The organism is Marinobacterium sediminicola, assembly GCF_022343685.1.
Taxonomy (GTDB): domain Bacteria; phylum Pseudomonadota; class Gammaproteobacteria; order Pseudomonadales; family Balneatricaceae; genus Marinobacterium; species Marinobacterium sediminicola.
The window spans coordinates 190,427-206,517 of the sequence record NZ_CP092123.1; the positions used below are offsets into that span (position 1 = coordinate 190,427).

The following is a 16,091-nucleotide window of genomic DNA, read 5'->3' on the forward strand; positions in this document are numbered from 1 at the left end:
TCGGCGTGGTCGCAGCCAAATAACCTGTAGTATTGTTGTTGCTTGGCAAGAGTCCAGCTGGATTGTGCACGGGTGTTGGGAGCAGGTGATGAGAAACTGGGATGCAATAGAAGCCTTTGTTGAGGTGGTCGAGCAGGGCAGCTTTTCGGCCGCTGCGCAGAAGCTCAAGGTTTCGCCTTCGCATATCAGTCGGCTGGTCTCCCGGCTCGAAGCCGATCTGAGCACGCCACTGATGTATCGCACCACGCGCAAGTTTCGTCTCAGCGAAGCGGGCGAGCATTACTACCAGCACTGCCGCGAACTGTTGCACGGTTTCTCGGCAGCCGAAGAGGAGCTGGCCAGCTTTCAGTCCGAGCCCTCGGGTACGCTCAGGGTCACCTGCGCCACCACCTTCGGTGAGCGTTTCCTTGCGCCGCAACTGAACGACTTCATGCTGCAGTACCCCAAGATCAGCCTGGATCTGCACCTCACCAACCGCCAGACCGATCTGATCGCCGAGGGCTATGACCTGGCCGTTCGCATGGGTACCCTGAAAGACTCCTCGTTGCTGGCGCGGCGGCTCTGTGACCGACGCGAGTATCTGTGTGCCAGCCCGGACTATCTGCAGCGCCATCCGATGCCGCATACACTGCCCGAACTGAGTCGGCATAACTGCCTGCTCGGCTCCAACACCTTCTGGCTGTTCAGCGAGAACGGACAACGCCGTGAGTTGAAGGTCACTGGCAACTGGCGTTCCAACTCGGGGCCTGCGTTGCTGGATGCGGTCACCAAGGGACTGGGGATCGCCCAGTTGCCAGACTATTACGTCGAGCCTGCACTGGAGCGGGGTGAGCTGATCTCAATGCTGGAGCAGTACCGTTATCCGTACAGCGGTGTTTGGCTGGTGTATCCTCAGGCGCGTCAACGTTCCCCGCGCCTGCAGCTGCTGTGCGACTTTCTGATCGAGCGATTCAGGGGTGGTCTGCCCTGGTAGCGATGGCACAAAAAAGCCGCCCCGAAGGGCGGCAAAAGGAAGAGAGAGGAAACGTCAGTTTCAGTTGCGGATCAGGTGATCGAAGGCACCCAGCGCGGCGGTCGCGCCTGACCCCATCGAAATGATGATCTGCTTGTACGGCGTGTGGGTCACGTCGCCGGCGGCAAATACGCCCGGCATGGAGGTCGCACCGTGGCCGTCGATGACGATCTCGCCACGCTCGGTCAGTTCCAGCGTGTCCTTGAGCCATTCGCTGTTCGGCACCAGACCGATCTGAACGAAGATACCGGCCACGTCCAGTACATGTGTCTCGTCGGTACGGCGATCCTTGTACTTCAGTCCGATCACCTTGTTGCCGTCGCCCAGCACTTCGGTGGTCATCGCCTGCTTGATGATGGTGATGTTGGGCAGGGACTCGGCCTTCTTCACCAGTACATCGTCGGCGCGCAGGGTGTCGGCAAATTCCAGTACAGTCACGTCTTTGACGAGTCCGGCCAGGTCGATCGCCGCTTCGATGCCTGAGTTGCCGCCACCGATCACCGCCACGCGCTTGCCCTTGAACAGCGGGCCGTCACAGTGCGGGCAGTAGGCCACGCCCTTGCCGCGGTATTCCTGCTCGCCTGGTACGTTCATTTCACGCCAGCGGGCACCGGTGGCCAGGATCACGCTGCGGCTTTTCAGTGTCGCACCGCTGGCCAGCTCCACTTCGATCAGTTCGCCTTTCTTCAGTTTGGCTGCGGACTGCTCGGTGATGACCTCAACCTCGTACTCCTTGACGTGCTGCTCCAGGCTCGCGACCAGCTTGGGGCCTTCGGTGTAGGGCACGGAGATGAAGTTCTCGATACCCACCGTATCCATCACCTGGCCACCAAAACGCTCGGCGACTACACCGGTGCGGATGCCCTTGCGCGCGGCGTAGATGGCGGCAGAGGCACCGGCCGGGCCACCGCCGACGACCAGCACTTCGTAGGGCTCGCGCTCGTTCAATTCAGCCGCTTTCTTCTCGGCGGCGCCGGTATCCAGCTTGTTGACGATCTCGGCCAGCGTCATGCGGCCCTGACCGAAGTGCTCACCGTTCAGGTACACGGAGGGCACGGCCATGATCTGGCGTTCATCCACTTCCTGTTGAAACAGGGCGCCGTCGATCATGGTGTGGGTGATATTCGGGTTCAGCACCGCCATCAGGTTCAGCGCCTGAACCACGTCCGGGCAGTTCTGGCACGACAGCGAGATGTAGGTCTCGAAGTGGAACTCGCCCTTCAGGCTGCGGATCTGTTCCTGCAGCTCGGCATCGGCCTTGGACGGGTGACCGCCGGCCTGCAACAGGGCCAGTACCAGCGAGGTGAACTCATGACCCATGGGAATACCGGCAAAGTTGATGCGCGGCGCTTCACCGGCGGCGCCCACGGCCATGCTCGGGGCGCGGCGATCGTTGCCGTCCTTCACGCTGATCTTGTCAGACAGCTCGGCGATCTCGTTTGTCAGATCCGCCAGTTCCCTGGATTTGGCGCTGTCATTAGTGGTCAGGGTCAGCTCGATCGGGCTGACGATGTTCTGCAGGTAAGTGTTCAGCTGCTGTTTCAGGTTTGCATCCAACATAGCGAGTATTCCCTCAGTGCCAAAATTACAGTCAAAGTGATCGAATGGCGGCCCGCCCTGTGGATCTCCTGTCGCGGCGGTCGTGCTCATTCCGAATATGGAACTATCTTAGCGAGCGGATTTCCATGTGAGAAATTAATCGTAATCAATGGGTTGATAGCTTTGTTTAATGATTGACTGGGCCGATGTTGTATCCCAGCCACCAACAAAAACGCCGCCCCGAGGGGCGGCGTATGGGCAGTCGCTTTCAGGTGCGCTCTGCCGAACAGTCTTGCCGGTCAGTGCCAACCGGCGAGAACCTGTGGGTCTTAGATCTTGCCAACCAGATCCAGAGACGGTGCCAGAGTGGCTTCGCCTTCTTTCCACTTCGCCGGGCACACTTCACCCGGGTGAGACGCGACGTACTGAGCGGCTTTCACCTTGCGCATCAGGTCGTCAGCGTCACGGCCGATACCTTCGGCCGTGATCTCAACCGCCTGGATGATGCCTTCCGGGTCGATCAGGAAAGTCGCGCGGTCTGCCAGGCCCTGGCCTTCACGCATCACACCGAAGTTGTTGGTGATGGTGCCGGTCTGGTCGCCAACCATGTAGTAGTTGATCTTGCCGATGGTGTCGGACGTATCGTGCCATGCCTTGTGGGTGAAGTGCGTGTCGGTGGACACGGAGTAGACTTCAACGCCCAGCTTCTGCAGCTCTTCGTACTTGTCAGCCAGGTCACCCAGCTCGGTCGGGCAAACAAAAGTGAAGTCGGCCGGGTAGAAGAAGAAGACAGCCCACTTGCCTTTTACGTCTGCTTCGGTGATTTCAACGAACTCACCCTGTTTGAATGCAGTCGCTTTGAACGGTTTGATCTCGGTGTTGACGATACCCATTGCGTGGATCTCCTTGACGTTCGAGTCATTGATTTCAAATTCGAGAATGATGTTAACGAGCGGGTTTGAATTTTAGAAATTGATCATTTCGATTGAGTTAATAGGATTTGGCTATTGATGGATTTAGTCTGCCTGCTCAATTCGCCGTTAGTGATCAAAAAAATGAGGCCTGAAGTTTAGTGGTTATCCAAGAAAAGGGTTTCTCGGTGTTTTCGCATCAACGAAGCGTCAGGCATGAAGCGCTCGGGTAACTGGATTGGCTGGCCTTCAATGGCTTTAAACCATTGCTCAAATATGGATTGTGGCTGACGTTGTAGTTGGCTTGAGAGAACAACCCGCCAATCTTCATCGAACGTCATTAGTCCCTGATCGAAAGCCCGATCATAGAGCGCGGACAAGCACAGGCCATTACTAGGATTGAGCCGGTTCGCTTTATCCTGGCTCCAAGGCACGATATGGCTGGCGATCAGCAAACGAGGCTCTGACAATCCAGTAATGCAGCAACGGTTTCCATAGCTTGCCAGAACGGCACGGCGGAAGAAAGATTGCTTGATCCGCTGTTGTACGGTTTGTGTGCGCGTCTCGCCGGTGAAATCGTCAGGCGTGCTGATAGGGAGTGGCTCAATCTCAGGCATTGAGTCATGACTGCCTTCCAATTTTGAGCGAATGTGCGTGCACTCAATTACCAGGCCTTCCCAGTCGGCATGAAATTCATCCCAAATGGCACGGTCGAGATTTGAGGCTCCGCTCAGGCCCTTGCGGCCTGAAGCGATGATGGCTGGATCAAGGCTGGCGAGGTTGGTCAGTTTCATTGCGACCGCAGAAGGTGTGCGGCCGATCAATTCAGCCAGCGCGATAATTTCGGGATTACTATGATGCAAGCGTCCGAAGGGGAGTTGGCAGTAGAGGTGGAATGCGAGTTTGACCTGTTCCGGTGTCCAGTTCCCTGACATTGTGGCGCTCCATTCGATTGTACTTGTCGATTTACCAGTCGGTGCTATCGATACGCACTAAGTCATATTTTACCCCTAAACGCTCCACGAGCATGCGGGGGCTTTCGTTACTTTGAAAACCCTCCCGCAATTGCAGCTCGTCTGCAAGGTCGTCCAGTGTCAAACCGAACAACCTTTGAGCCAGCGAGGCAACGGCATCGCAATAGACTTGCCACTGGTGTTCAGCGTTTTGGTTTTGAGTGTTGGTCATAGGGCTGTGCCTGCCACTGTTTTCCGTGACTTTAGCCAGGTAGAACGAGTCTGTCACGATCTCCACAGCCTAGTTATGCACAAGGGCTTATATTTTCAATCCTGTGAGTATTTTGCTTGCAGTGTCAGTGTTGTTCCGTTCTTGAGCATTGCAGTTTACTGAATTTACCCCCAGAACCCCTGAATAGTTCTGTGGATAAGCTCCGGACAACAGGTCCGCACCTCTCGCTTAAGCCCTTGTACTATGCGCTTTTGAAAACTGGTCAGCGATCACCCATTTGCCTGAACAAAAATACCTTGAGTGTGGGTTAGCGTATTGGCCAGAGTCTCACAGCCTGTGAGTAACCATGTGGCACCCTGTGTAATATCCTGTTAATGGATTTTTTGCTGGGCAAATTGTGAACATCGCTTGTCTGAGTTGGCGAAGGCGTCAGGAAGACAGTCGGTGACAGGTTTGACTCTCATATTGATTGTTTAAATCAATCAATACGAGTTAAAAGATAAATTTCAACAAAGTGTTTCTCCCGGTTAATCTCGCCTCATATCAAACAGGAGGACAACATCATGGCCCACATCGCACGTTACATCGTTGAATCATCTGCATCTGCTGCACGCCCGGCGTCTGTTCAGACCACAGCGTCCCGGGAGCAAAGTTGTCAGCACTGCAACTACACTAACAACTACTACGGCGATCAGGTCTGTATGCCGCGGACACGCTGATGCCCAGGGAACAGGGGGAGCCGTGTCTGTCTCTTGCACCGCTCCCCATTCTGCCCGGTTGGGGTTCAGCTCTGGGCGGAGGCCCGGTCAGCGATTTCGGCAAAGCGATGGAAGTCGTTGTTGCCGCCACTGAGCAGGCACACCACGGTCTTGCCGGCGATCTCCTCCCTGAACCCTTCAAGTGCGGCGATGCTCAGGCAGCCGGACAGCTCTGCAACAATCGCTTCTTCCTGATAGAGGTTGATCAGTGCCCGGCAGGTATCGGCATCGTCCACGGCGACGACCTGGTCCAGCGTCTGGCGACAGATCTCAAAGCCCAGCTCCCCGATCCGCCGTGTTGAGGCGCCGTCCACAAAGGGATCGATCTGTGCCAGTGTCTGATTGTCGCCGGCCGCCAGCGAGTGCTTCAGCGCGGCGGCATTGACTGGCTCCACGCCGATCAGACGGGTATCCGGCGACTGCTCACGGAACACCGTGCCCAGACCGCTGGCCAGTCCGCCGCCGCCGACCGGGATAAACAGGTAGTCGATACTCTCGGGCTGGTCGGCCAGCACTTCGAGTCCCAGCGTGCCCTGACCGCAGATCACATCGAAATCATCAAAGGGGTGGATGAAGGTGGCCCCCTGCTGGCGCTCGAACTCGCGGGCGGCGGCACAGGCGTCATCGAAGGTATAGCCGGTCAAGACCACGCGCACCTGTTGGCCGCCGAACTGGCGCGCCTTGTTGACCTTCAGTGCCGGTGTGCTGGCGGGCATGAACAGAGTGCCGCTGATGCCGAGTGCCTGACAGGCAAAGGCGACGCCCTGCGAGTGGTTGCCGGCACTGGCGCAGACGATGCCACGCTGTCGTTCGGCCCTGGACAGCTGCACCATGCGGTTGTAAGCGCCGCGAATCTTGAACGAGCGCACCGGTTGCAGGTCTTCACGCTTGAGCAGAATGTTGGCGCCAAAAAATCGGCTCAGGAACTCGGATCGTTGCAGCGGGGTATGGCGGACAATCCCTTCCATACGGGCAGCCGCAGCAATGATGTCGGCCGTGGTCGGCAGGACAGTTGTCGAGTGTGGGGGGAGTGCTGAGGCGGCTGTCGTCATGGTTTCACCTTTCCTTTGGGTGTGGCCACGGACGGCGGGTATTAAAAAACCCGCCGAGTGGCGGGTTCTTTGCAGTCGTAAGTGCGCGTACGGACTATCCCACCAGGCGGTTGCCAGTGCGAATAATCATCATGATGTTGCTGGAGTTCACTCGGTACATGCGCGTTGACGTGCTCAAACTGTTTAAAAAGTATTCAGCTACTATCAGGGAGCCGGCTTCGGGAGTCAACCCCCGTTTTCATCCGAGGTGCAGGCCTTGGGGAGATTATCCGGGTTCAGGGGAAGGGGGATGTCCATGAACAGCTGAGGATGATCGGTCATCACGCCGTCCAGCCCCCAGTGCCAGAGCGAGGCGATATCGGCGGGTGAGTTGGCGGTCCAGCAGTAAAGCTTCAGCCCGGCTTCCTTGATCGCCAGGGTGCGTGCCTGGTTCAGGTAGCGCCAGTCCACATGCAGGCTGAACAGCTCCAGTGTTCGGGCTTTCTCCTGCCAGTCGAGCGGCAGATCATCGAATAACAGGCCTCGACGGATGCGGGGCATGCTGAGCTGACAGGCCTGGAGAATCGCTTCGCTGAAACTGGAGATCAGGACTCGTCCACTGGGAAATCCGGTGGTCCTCAGTGCGGCTTCGACCTGTGCGGCGATGATGTCCGGTGCCGCGCCATAATCCTTGAGTTCCAGGTTGACCCCCATGCCCAGCTCTCTCAGCAACAGCAGCACGTCATACAGCTGTGGCAGGGGTTCGTGGGGCCAGTCGGGGTGGTCGTCGGCCATGTTGATATGGGCCAGCTGGTCCAGCGTCGAGTGTGCCAGCAACAGTTTCTGGCCGCCTTCAAGCAACAGGGCGGGATCGTGGCAGACCACCGGAGTGTTGTCGGCCAGCAGGGTGACATCCAGTTCGACCCAGGTGGTGCCGATCTCGGAGGCCTTGCGAAAGCCGCCCAGCGTGTTTTCGGGTGCCAGACTGGGGATGCCGCGATGGCCCATGATGCTGGCGGGAAGCTCGAAAGGGGTGTCCACAGAGTTCATTCAGGTACTCCGTTAACCGAGAGGCCGGAAGCGGCAGAGGTCTGGACTGAATATGGTTAAAAACCGGCGATCTGTCGAGTACTACCCCGGCGTTGAGGTGAGCGTCTTGAGTGTGGCCTGCAATACCGGCGCGATGGGCGCATCCAGTTTGAGGCTGAGCAGTTCATCGGCCCGGGTTTTGCCCAGCGTCAGCGCCGCGATCGGCTTGTTCCATTCGCTGGCGCGCCGGCAAAAGCGGAAGCCCGAGTAGACCATCAGCGAGGAGCCGATCACCAGCAGACCGTCGGCACTCTCCAGTGCACCCAGGGCATCGATCACCCGCTGCTTGGGCACGTTATCGCCGAAAAAGACCACGTCCGGCTTGAGGATGCCGCCACACTGGGGGCAGTCCGGGATATGGAAGCCGCTGAAATCCACCTCAAGATCGGCATCGCCGTCCGGCGCGGTTTCGGCACGGAAACGAGTAAAGGCCGGATTGAGTTCGGCACTGCGCTGGTGAACGTCATCGCGGCTGCAGTGGAAGTCACAGCTCATGCAGATCACCCGGTCGGAGCGGCCATGCAGGTCGATCACCCGTGCACTGCCGGCACGCTGATGCAGGCCGTCCACGTTCTGGGTCACCAGCAGTTCGATATGACCGTGCTGCTCCAGCTGTGCCAGTGCCGCGTGCGCCTGATTGGGGCGGGCATCACGCATCACCGGCCAGCCCACCAGACTACGGCCCCAGTAGCGCTTGCGGGTGTGCTCGCAACGCATGAAATCGGGGTGTTGTACCGGCTGCTTGCGCTTCCACTCGCCGTTGCGATCGCGGTAGTCGGGAATGCCGGAATCGGTACTGATACCAGCGCCGGTGAGTATCAGCAGGCGGGGGTGATTGTGGATAAACTCGCTCAGCGCGTGATGAGGTTCAGTCGGCAGCATGGGTGTCGGGTCCGTTCAGGTCAGGTGGTTGTGGCTACGGGCCAGTTCGACAAAAGCGTTCAGGTAGTCAGTATCCACATCCTCCTTACGCAGGCCAAGGAAGATCTGTTTATCCACACCCTCAGCGCCCAGCCGCAACGGGTGCAGCGGCAGCCGCTGTTGATAGTCTGCCACCAGCCAGCGGGGCAGGGCAGCCACGCCGCGTCCGGCGGCGACCATCTGCAGCATGATGTCGGTGGTCTCGATCTGTTTGTGGCGGCGGGGGCTGCAGCCGGCCGGTGTGAGGAAGCGGCTGAAGATATCCAGCCGGTCAGGCTCCACCGGGTAGGTGATCAGGGTGTCCTGCCCCAGCTGTTCCGGCGTCACCTGTTCCTGCCCGAAGAGCGGGTGTTCGGGACCGACCACCAATACCTGTTCGTAATCGAATACCGGTTCGAAAACAAGGCCGCTGCGGTAGAGCGGGTCCGGTGTCACCAGCAGATCGATTTCATGGCCGTAAAGCGCCCCCATGCCGCCGAACTGGAATTTTTGCCGCACGTCCACATCCACATCCGGCCACTGTTTCAGGTAGGGACTGACCACCTTCAGCAGCCATTGATAGCAGGGGTGGCACTCCATGCCGATGCGCAGGGTGCCTCTCAGACCGGCGGCGAACTGCTGCATCAGGGCTTCGGCATGCTCGAACTGGGGCAGCAGCCGCTCCGCCAGTTGCAGCAGGTATTCACCGGCCTGGGTCAGGCGCAGACGGCGGCCTTCCTTCTGCCACACCGGCGTGCCCAGCTGCTGCTCCAGCTTGCGCACCGAGTGGCTCAGGGCCGATTGGGTCAGGCAAAGGGTATCGGCGGCGGCGGTCAGCGAACCTTGCTGGTCGACGGCACGCAGAATCATCAGGTGGTGGCGTTCAAGCATCTCGATCCATGAATCAAGTTAATGGTTTGATGAGATAATGCCATTATTTTTCATCATTCATAAGGGCTAGCATCTCCTCCGAATTGAATCAGGGAGAGAGACATGAGCCTTAACCAAACCCGTCTGCACAATCTGGGCTTTCCGCGTATCGGTGCCCGTCGTGAACTGAAATTTGCCGTTGAAGCCTTCTGGAAGGGGGATACAACCGAAACCGAGTTGCTGGCCAAGGCGGCCGATCTGCGTCAGCAGAACTGGCAGCGTCAGGCCGGTCTGGATTTCGTGCCGGTGGGCGACTTTTCGCTTTACGACCAGATCCTGGACTTGAGTTTTACCCTGGGCAACCTGCCGGCCCGTGTCCAGGGATTGGATGGCAGCGAGCTGGATCAGTATTTCCGTGTTGCCCGTGGCCGCTCCGCTGGTGACCACGACTGCAACTGCGTCCACGCCGGTGAAATGACCAAGTGGTTCGATACCAACTATCACTACATTGTGCCGGAATTCAGCGTGAACACTCGCTTCAACCTGAATGCCGAACGCCTGCTGGGGCAGATCTCGGAGGCTCAGGCGCAGGGACATCGTGCCAAGCCGGTTCTGGTCGGCCCGATCACCTACCTGCTGTTGGGCAAGGCGAAAGACGAAACCCGGCCGCTGAGCCTGCTGGCGCAGTTGCTGCCGGTCTACGCCGAGCTGTTGCAGCAGCTTGCCGCAAACGGCATCGAATGGGTGCAGATCGATGAGCCGGTACTGGTCACCGAGCTGGCGCCGGAGTGGCAGGACGCTTTCAGGACTGCCTATGCCGCGCTGGTCGGCAGTGGCGTGAAACTGCTGCTGACCACCTATTTTGGTCAGTTGCGTGAAAACCTGGAATTGGCCTGCAGCCTGCCGGTAGCGGGTCTGCATCTGGATGCGGTCAACGCCCGTGAAGAGGTGGAAAGGGTCGTTGCGACACTCGACTCTGAGCAGGTTCTGTCGCTGGGCGTGGTGAATGGCCGCAACATCTGGAAAACCGACCTCAGTGCGCTGCTGGACTGGCTGGAGCCGGTTGCCCATCAGCTGAGGGAGCGTCTCTGGCTTGCGCCTTCCTGCTCGTTGCTGCATGTACCGGTGGATCTGGACAGCGAGCAGAAACTGGATGCCGAGATCCGATCCTGGCTGGCGTTTGCACAGCAGAAGCTGGATGAGCTGCGGGTTGTCCACAGTGCTCTGAATCACGGCCGGGCATCCGTCGCGGCGGAGCTGGCGGAAAATCTGGCAGCGCTGAACAGTCGACGTACTTCCCCCCGGGTGCACAACCCGGAAGTGCAGAAGGCCGTTGCGGCCATCGATGCGACGCTGGGAGCGCGTCAGAGCGCCTACCCGGAGCGCATTGCCGTGCAGCGCGACACGCTAAAGCTGCCGCTCTATCCGACCACCACCATCGGCTCCTTCCCGCAGACCCATGAGATCCGAAAGGCGCGCCTGGCGTTCAGGAAGGGGGAGCTGGATGCGGCTGCCTATGAAACCCGCATGAAGCAGGAGATCGAGTTTGCCGTACAGCAGCAGGAGGCGCTGGGGCTGGATGTGCTGGTCCACGGTGAGGCCGAGCGCAACGACATGGTGGAATACTTTGGCGAACAGCTCGAGGGCTATGTCTTCAGCCAGTTCGGCTGGGTACAGTCCTACGGCTCGCGCTGTGTGAAACCGCCGATTCTGTTCGGGGATATCAGCCGCCCTGAGGCCATGACCGTTGACTGGATTCAGTATGCCCAGTCGCTGACCGACAAGCCGATGAAAGGGATGCTCACCGGTCCGGTCACCATTCTCAACTGGTCGTTCGTGCGCGATGACCAGCCGCGTTCGGTCAGCTGCCAGCAGCTGGCGCTGGCGATCCGCCAAGAAGTGCAGGATCTGGAGCGTGCCGGTATCGACATCATCCAGATCGACGAAGCCGCACTGCGTGAAGGGTTGCCGCTGCGCCGCTCCCAGTGGGCCACATATCTTAACTGGGCGGTGGAGTGCTTCCGTATCAGCGCCAACGGCGTGGCCGACACTACCCAGATCCACACCCACATGTGCTACTCGGAGTTTAACGACATCATCGAGGCGATCGCGCTCATGGATGCAGACGTGATCACCATCGAAACCTCTCGTTCCGACATGGAGTTGCTGGATGTGTTCGATGCCTTCCACTATCCCAACGAGATCGGCCCGGGCGTCTACGATATCCACAGCCCCAATATCCCGTCGGTGGAACAGATGGTGAAACTGATGCGTCTGGCGGCGCAGCGTATCCCGGCTGAGCGTCTCTGGGTCAATCCGGATTGTGGCTTGAAAACCCGCCAGTGGAGCGAAGTGATTCCGGCGCTGCAGAATATGGTGACCGCGGCTCAGGTGTTGCGTGAGGACCAGGCGGCTGCCGCCTGATCCTGAGAGTGCCCGCCGTACAGGCGGGCATTCCGGTTGATCAATGTTCCACTACGATCAGTTCATCCACCGGGTAGCCGGCCTCACGGGCTTGGGTGATCAGCCTGTCCAGAGTATCCGCTGCCATCTCGGGGGTGCGTGAAAGGATCCACAGATAATCCCGGTCCGGACCGCTGACCAGCGAATACTGATACGCCTCGTGGTCCAGTGCCATGATCACATAGGCACCGTAGAAGGGACCGAAGAAGGAGACTTTCAGGTAGCCGGTGTTGCTGTCCTCGACGAAGTACGCCTTGCCCTCGGCTTCCCGCCACTCACCCTTGGCCGCATCATAGCCCCGGTTGATGACGCTCACCCCGCCATCGTCGCGCAGGCTGTATTGGGCCTGTACCTGACTGAGGCCGCGCTCGAAGGAATGATCAAGACGGGCGATCTCGTACCAGGTTCCCAGATAGCGACTCAGCTCAAAGTTCTTTACCGGTTCGACCCTGTCAGGAAGACTGGTACAGGCCGTCAGGGTCAGTAACATCAGGCCGAGAAAAAAGGGGCGCATGGGATCTCCTTGATCAGTTGATGTGGTCGCGTGTGGTTTAACTTTAGCCCTTGTACGCAGTCATGCCCGAATGGAGCAGGGTGACGCGCTCGCCCGGCGAGCGCCTGCGGCAGGTTTATCACCAGTATTTCGATCAAACCCATCAGCCAGGCAGGGTTGATGGTGACCGGCGGCTGAAGGAATATGAGACACAGGCCGCCAGCCGTGTGAATCACTCTCTGCCAGCGGCTGAACCTTTTTCCATGGAGTATCTTGCATGTCTGCCACCCAACCGACCGTATTCGTGCCCCATGGCGCCGGCCCCTGTTTTTTCATGGAGTGGCACCCCGCCGATGCCTGGGACAAGATGGCCGCGTATCTGCGAGGCATTGGTGATCAGCTGCCCGAGCGGCCGAAGGCGATCCTGATGGTGTCCGCGCATTGGCTGGAAAAGGAATTTCGCGTCACCAGTGGGCCTCGCCCCGCGCTGATCTACGACTATTACGGCTTCCCGGCCCATACCTATGAGCTGAGCTATCCGGCTCCGGGAGCACCGGCACTGGCGCAGCAGGTGGTGGAACTGTTGCGCAATGCGGGGTTGACCGCCGCAGGCGATGACGAGCGCGGTTTCGATCATGGCATGTTTATTCCGCTGAAGCTGATGTTCCCCGAGGCCGATATTCCGGTGGTACAGCTGTCGCTGCGCTACGATATGGACCCCGAAACTCACCTGCAGGCCGGTCGGGCGCTGGCGTCCCTGCGTGAGCAGGGCGTGCTGATCGTCGGCAGCGGCATGAGCTTTCATAACATGCAGGGCTATCGCGACGCGCGCTTCGGTCCCGTCTCGGATCAGTTTGATGACTGGCTCAAGCAGACGGTCGAATCTGATCCGGCACAGTGCTGGCAGGCATTGAGCCACTGGGAGCGGGCTCCGATGGCCAGACTCTGTCATCCACCGCGTGCCGAAGAGCACTTGATCCCGCTGATGGTGGTGGCTGGCGCTGCCGGTGAGGATCGCGGGCGTCATGTATTCTCCGATCGTGTGCTGGAGACTACACTGTCGGGCTATCAGTTCGGTTGAGGGGCAGAAGATGCACACACGGGTTGCCGTCTATGGCACCTTGAAGCGGGGACAAAGCAACCATCACTACCTGGCCAGTGCGCAGTACTTGGGAGCCGCACAGCTGGAAGGCTTTGCGCTCTATGATCTGGGGCCCTGGCCGGCGGTAAAACGGGAGCCGGGTCAGATCCAGGTCGAGGTTTACGCGGTTGACGCTCCAACCTTTGCCGCGCTGGATGAGCTGGAAGACTACTGCGCCGAAGCACCGGCAACCGGTCTCTATGATCGCATCGAGGTGGACACACCCTTCGGGCTTGCCTGGCTCTACCTGTACAACGAGAGCGTACAGCCCCGGCAGCGGCTGGCTTCGGGCAACTGGGTCAGTCGCGGCTAGCCGCCGGAATCCTGCTCTGGAGAACCGACTTCAGCTATCCAGCCAGCGATCAATCCATTTCCTGACCGGGGAATGCGCATGCATCGCTTCCACCGCACCCATGCGGAAATGCTCGGTATAAGGCTTGAGCCCCGGGCCCAGCAGGCGGTCATAGGGACAGGTCTCGGTCGGGTCCACATACAGAATGGTCGCCGCGCCGTTACTGCCGCTATAGGCTTCCAGGCAAAACTGCACCACCGACTCGCTGCTGCCGATCACCAGTACCAGATCGTGGCGGGTCAACGAATTCATCAGGTTGAACAGGTCGCGATAGACCGGCGCCACTTCACCGAAGAACACCACGTTGGGCTTGAAGCGAGGCGGGTGTGCGGCGTAGTCAAAGGCTTCGTAGCCGATCGACTCGACGCGGCCTTCGGCCAGATTGACCAGCTCCAGCAGGTTGCCATGGATATGGACGACCTCGGGGCTGCCGGCGCGTTCATGCAGGTCATCCACGTTGGTGGTCATCAGTGTCACCCGGTCGCCGTGGCGCTGCTGCAGTTCGGCGATCGCACGGTGCGCCGCATTGGGCTCCACGCCCTGCAACGAAGTGCGGCGGTCGTTGTAGAACTGATGCACCAGCTCATAGTTCTGTTCGAAGGTGTCGATATGGCAGACATCCTCGATGCGGTGGTTGTGCCAGAGGCCGTTGGGCCCGGTGCGGAAGGTGGGAACACCGGACTCGGCCGAGGTGCCGGCTCCGGTGAAGATGATCAGGCGTCGGTTCGTGAGGTTGGTCATGGGTCTGGATCTCGCAGTTGTTGCTGCGTTCAGTGTACCAGCCCGACGTAAGGATGGGGGCACCGGCGACCCCTGGTCGCCGGCTTAGACCTGATCAGGCCAGGTTGTAGAAGAACACTACCAGTACCGCGATCGGGGTGATGAACTTCAGCGTGGAGTACCACAGGCGGAAGCTGCCTTCGGACAGGGACAGCTCGTTCTGCAGCGCCTGCTTCGACATGAACCAGCCCACCAGAACGGCCACCAGCAGGCCGCCCAGCGGCAGCAGGATGTTGGCGGTCAGGTAATCCAGCAGATCGAAGATGGTCTTGCCCTCGAACAGGGCGAACATGCCCAGCGGGGTGACGTCAGACCAGAGGTTCAGCGACAGGATGGAGGCGATGCCCAGCACCCAGCAGGCGAAACCGGCGATCAGGGTGCTGATGGTGCGGTTCATTCCTTTCTGCTCTTCCAGCCATTCCACCAGCGGCTCCAGCAGCGAGATGCCGGAGGTCCAGGCCGCGAACACCAGCAGGACGAAGAACAGGGTGCCGAACAGACTGCCCATCGGCATCTGGCCAAAGGCCAGTGGCAGGGTCTGGAAGATCAGGCCCGGACCGGCGCCCGGCTCCATGCCGTTGGCAAATACAATCGGGAAGATGGCCAGACCGGCCAGCAGGGCGACCCCGGTATCCATGACGGATACAGTGATCGACGCCTTGGTGATGGAAACGTTTTTCGGCAGGTAGGAACCGTAGGCCATCATGACGGCCATCCCCAGACTGAGGGTGAAAAAGGCGTGACCCAGTGCCACCAGTACACCGGAGGTGGTCAGCTTGGAAAAGTCCGGCTGGAACAGGAAACTGACGGCTTCACCGAAATGACCGGTGGTCATGGCGTAGCCCACCATGATCAGCAGCAGCACGAAAAGACTCGGCATGAGGATGCTGGTGGCACGCTCAAGGCCGGAGCGCACACCGCGGGCGACAACGACCATCACCAGTGCCATGAACAGGGTATGCCAGGTGAGCAGGGTCATTGGATCGCTGAGCAGGCCGGAGAAGATCGCACCCACCGTGTCGGCGGTCTGGCCGCTGAACTGGCCGGAGGCCGAGGTGCCGACGTAGGACAGTGCCCAGCCGCCGATCACCGAGTAGAACGAAAGAATCAGGAAGCCGGCCAAGACGCCGATGACGCCGACCCATTTCCACAGCGGATTGAGCCTGTCCCGCTCGGTGATCAGCCGCAAACTGTTGACCGGGCTATGGCCGCCACGGCGGCCGATCAGCACTTCCGCCATCATGATCGGGATGCCGACTGCCGCAATGCAGATCAGATACACCAGCACGAAGGCCCCGCCACCGTTTTCGCCGGTGATGTAGGGGAACTTCCAGATATTACCCAGACCGACGGCGGATCCGGTGGCGGCCAGAATGAAGGCCAGCCGTGAGGACCAGAAGCCGCGTTTGGTCAGGGCGCCTTCCTGAGCGCCGGTTGCGGTGGCGGAAGAAGAGTAGGACATAGCTGTCTCCTGCTTGAGTTTTCTTGTTTTCGGGGGACAGGAGCCGAACCGGCCTGTCGGGCAGACCGGAATCGGCTCAAGTGGTCAGGTTTTGACCCGGGTCGG

Annotated in this window: 15 protein-coding genes; 4 read left to right on the plus strand and 11 right to left on the minus strand. The window is 59.5% G+C overall.

The window, feature by feature from the left end; translation table 11 throughout:
- Positions 1–88: 88 nt before the first annotated feature.
- Entirely contained in the window at positions 89–973 is an 885-nt protein-coding gene (locus LN244_RS00890; protein ID WP_239040982.1) for a LysR family transcriptional regulator, read from the plus strand.
- 60 nt (positions 974–1,033) lie between these two features.
- Here the strand turns inward: LN244_RS00890 and ahpF are convergent, their stop codons facing one another.
- The 8 genes from ahpF to LN244_RS00930 form a co-directional block, all read right to left on the minus strand.
- Positions 1,034–2,572 carry an alkyl hydroperoxide reductase subunit F gene (gene ahpF / locus LN244_RS00895; protein ID WP_239040983.1) on the minus strand — a complete coding sequence of 513 codons (1,539 nt, stop codon included), beginning with the start codon at positions 2,570–2,572 and terminating at the stop codon, positions 1,034–1,036.
- Positions 2,573–2,880: 308 nt separating this feature from the next.
- Positions 2,881–3,438 (minus strand): alkyl hydroperoxide reductase subunit C, encoded by a 558-nt coding sequence (ahpC, locus tag LN244_RS00900; protein WP_425542800.1) that lies wholly within the window; start codon positions 3,436–3,438, stop codon positions 2,881–2,883.
- A gap of 182 nt (positions 3,439–3,620) precedes the next feature.
- Positions 3,621–4,397, minus strand: coding sequence for an HNH endonuclease (locus LN244_RS00905; RefSeq protein WP_239040985.1), 777 nt, complete (start codon positions 4,395–4,397; stop codon positions 3,621–3,623).
- 31 nt (positions 4,398–4,428) lie between these two features.
- Complete coding sequence (locus LN244_RS00910) at positions 4,429–4,647, minus strand: hypothetical protein (protein WP_239040986.1); 219 nt, start codon at positions 4,645–4,647, stop codon at positions 4,429–4,431.
- A 784-nt stretch (positions 4,648–5,431) separates the two neighbouring features.
- A complete protein-coding gene (gene ilvA / locus LN244_RS00915) occupies positions 5,432–6,457 on the minus strand; it encodes a threonine ammonia-lyase IlvA (protein WP_239040987.1) in 1,026 nt (341 codons plus the stop codon).
- A 225-nt stretch (positions 6,458–6,682) separates the two neighbouring features.
- Positions 6,683–7,486, minus strand: a complete 804-nt coding sequence (locus LN244_RS00920; protein ID WP_239040988.1) for a glycerophosphodiester phosphodiesterase family protein — start codon at positions 7,484–7,486, stop codon at positions 6,683–6,685.
- A gap of 81 nt (positions 7,487–7,567) precedes the next feature.
- Positions 7,568–8,407, minus strand: a complete 840-nt coding sequence (locus tag LN244_RS00925; protein ID WP_239040989.1) for an NAD-dependent protein deacetylase — start codon at positions 8,405–8,407, stop codon at positions 7,568–7,570.
- Between the two features lie 15 nt (positions 8,408–8,422).
- Complete coding sequence (locus LN244_RS00930) at positions 8,423–9,316, minus strand: LysR family transcriptional regulator (protein ID WP_239040990.1); 894 nt, start codon at positions 9,314–9,316, stop codon at positions 8,423–8,425.
- Between the two features lie 102 nt (positions 9,317–9,418).
- On the opposite strand from LN244_RS00930, the gene metE reads away from it, so the two are divergent.
- Entirely contained in the window at positions 9,419–11,719 is a 2,301-nt protein-coding gene (metE, locus tag LN244_RS00935; protein ID WP_239040991.1) for a 5-methyltetrahydropteroyltriglutamate--homocysteine S-methyltransferase, read from the plus strand.
- Positions 11,720–11,759: 40 nt separating this feature from the next.
- Here the strand turns inward: metE and LN244_RS00940 are convergent, their stop codons facing one another.
- The gene (locus LN244_RS00940; RefSeq protein ID WP_275424701.1) at positions 11,760–12,272 is read right to left on the minus strand and encodes a lipocalin family protein; all 513 of its coding nucleotides are present in this window, start codon (positions 12,270–12,272) and stop codon (positions 11,760–11,762) included.
- Between the two features lie 256 nt (positions 12,273–12,528).
- Between LN244_RS00940 and LN244_RS00945 the strand changes: the two genes are divergently transcribed.
- Positions 12,529–13,332, plus strand: a complete 804-nt coding sequence (locus tag LN244_RS00945) for a DODA-type extradiol aromatic ring-opening family dioxygenase (RefSeq protein WP_239040992.1) — start codon at positions 12,529–12,531, stop codon at positions 13,330–13,332.
- Between the two features lie 10 nt (positions 13,333–13,342).
- Positions 13,343–13,705 (plus strand): gamma-glutamylcyclotransferase family protein, encoded by a 363-nt coding sequence (locus LN244_RS00950; RefSeq protein WP_239040993.1) that lies wholly within the window; start codon positions 13,343–13,345, stop codon positions 13,703–13,705.
- 30 nt (positions 13,706–13,735) lie between these two features.
- Here the strand turns inward: LN244_RS00950 and LN244_RS00955 are convergent, their stop codons facing one another.
- Complete coding sequence (locus LN244_RS00955; protein ID WP_239040994.1) at positions 13,736–14,485, minus strand: SIR2 family NAD-dependent protein deacylase; 750 nt, start codon at positions 14,483–14,485, stop codon at positions 13,736–13,738.
- A gap of 94 nt (positions 14,486–14,579) precedes the next feature.
- On the minus strand, positions 14,580–15,986 hold the full coding sequence (locus LN244_RS00960; protein ID WP_239040995.1) for a sodium-dependent transporter: 1,407 nt from the start codon (positions 15,984–15,986) through the stop codon (positions 14,580–14,582).
- Positions 15,987–16,091 lie beyond the last annotated feature (105 nt).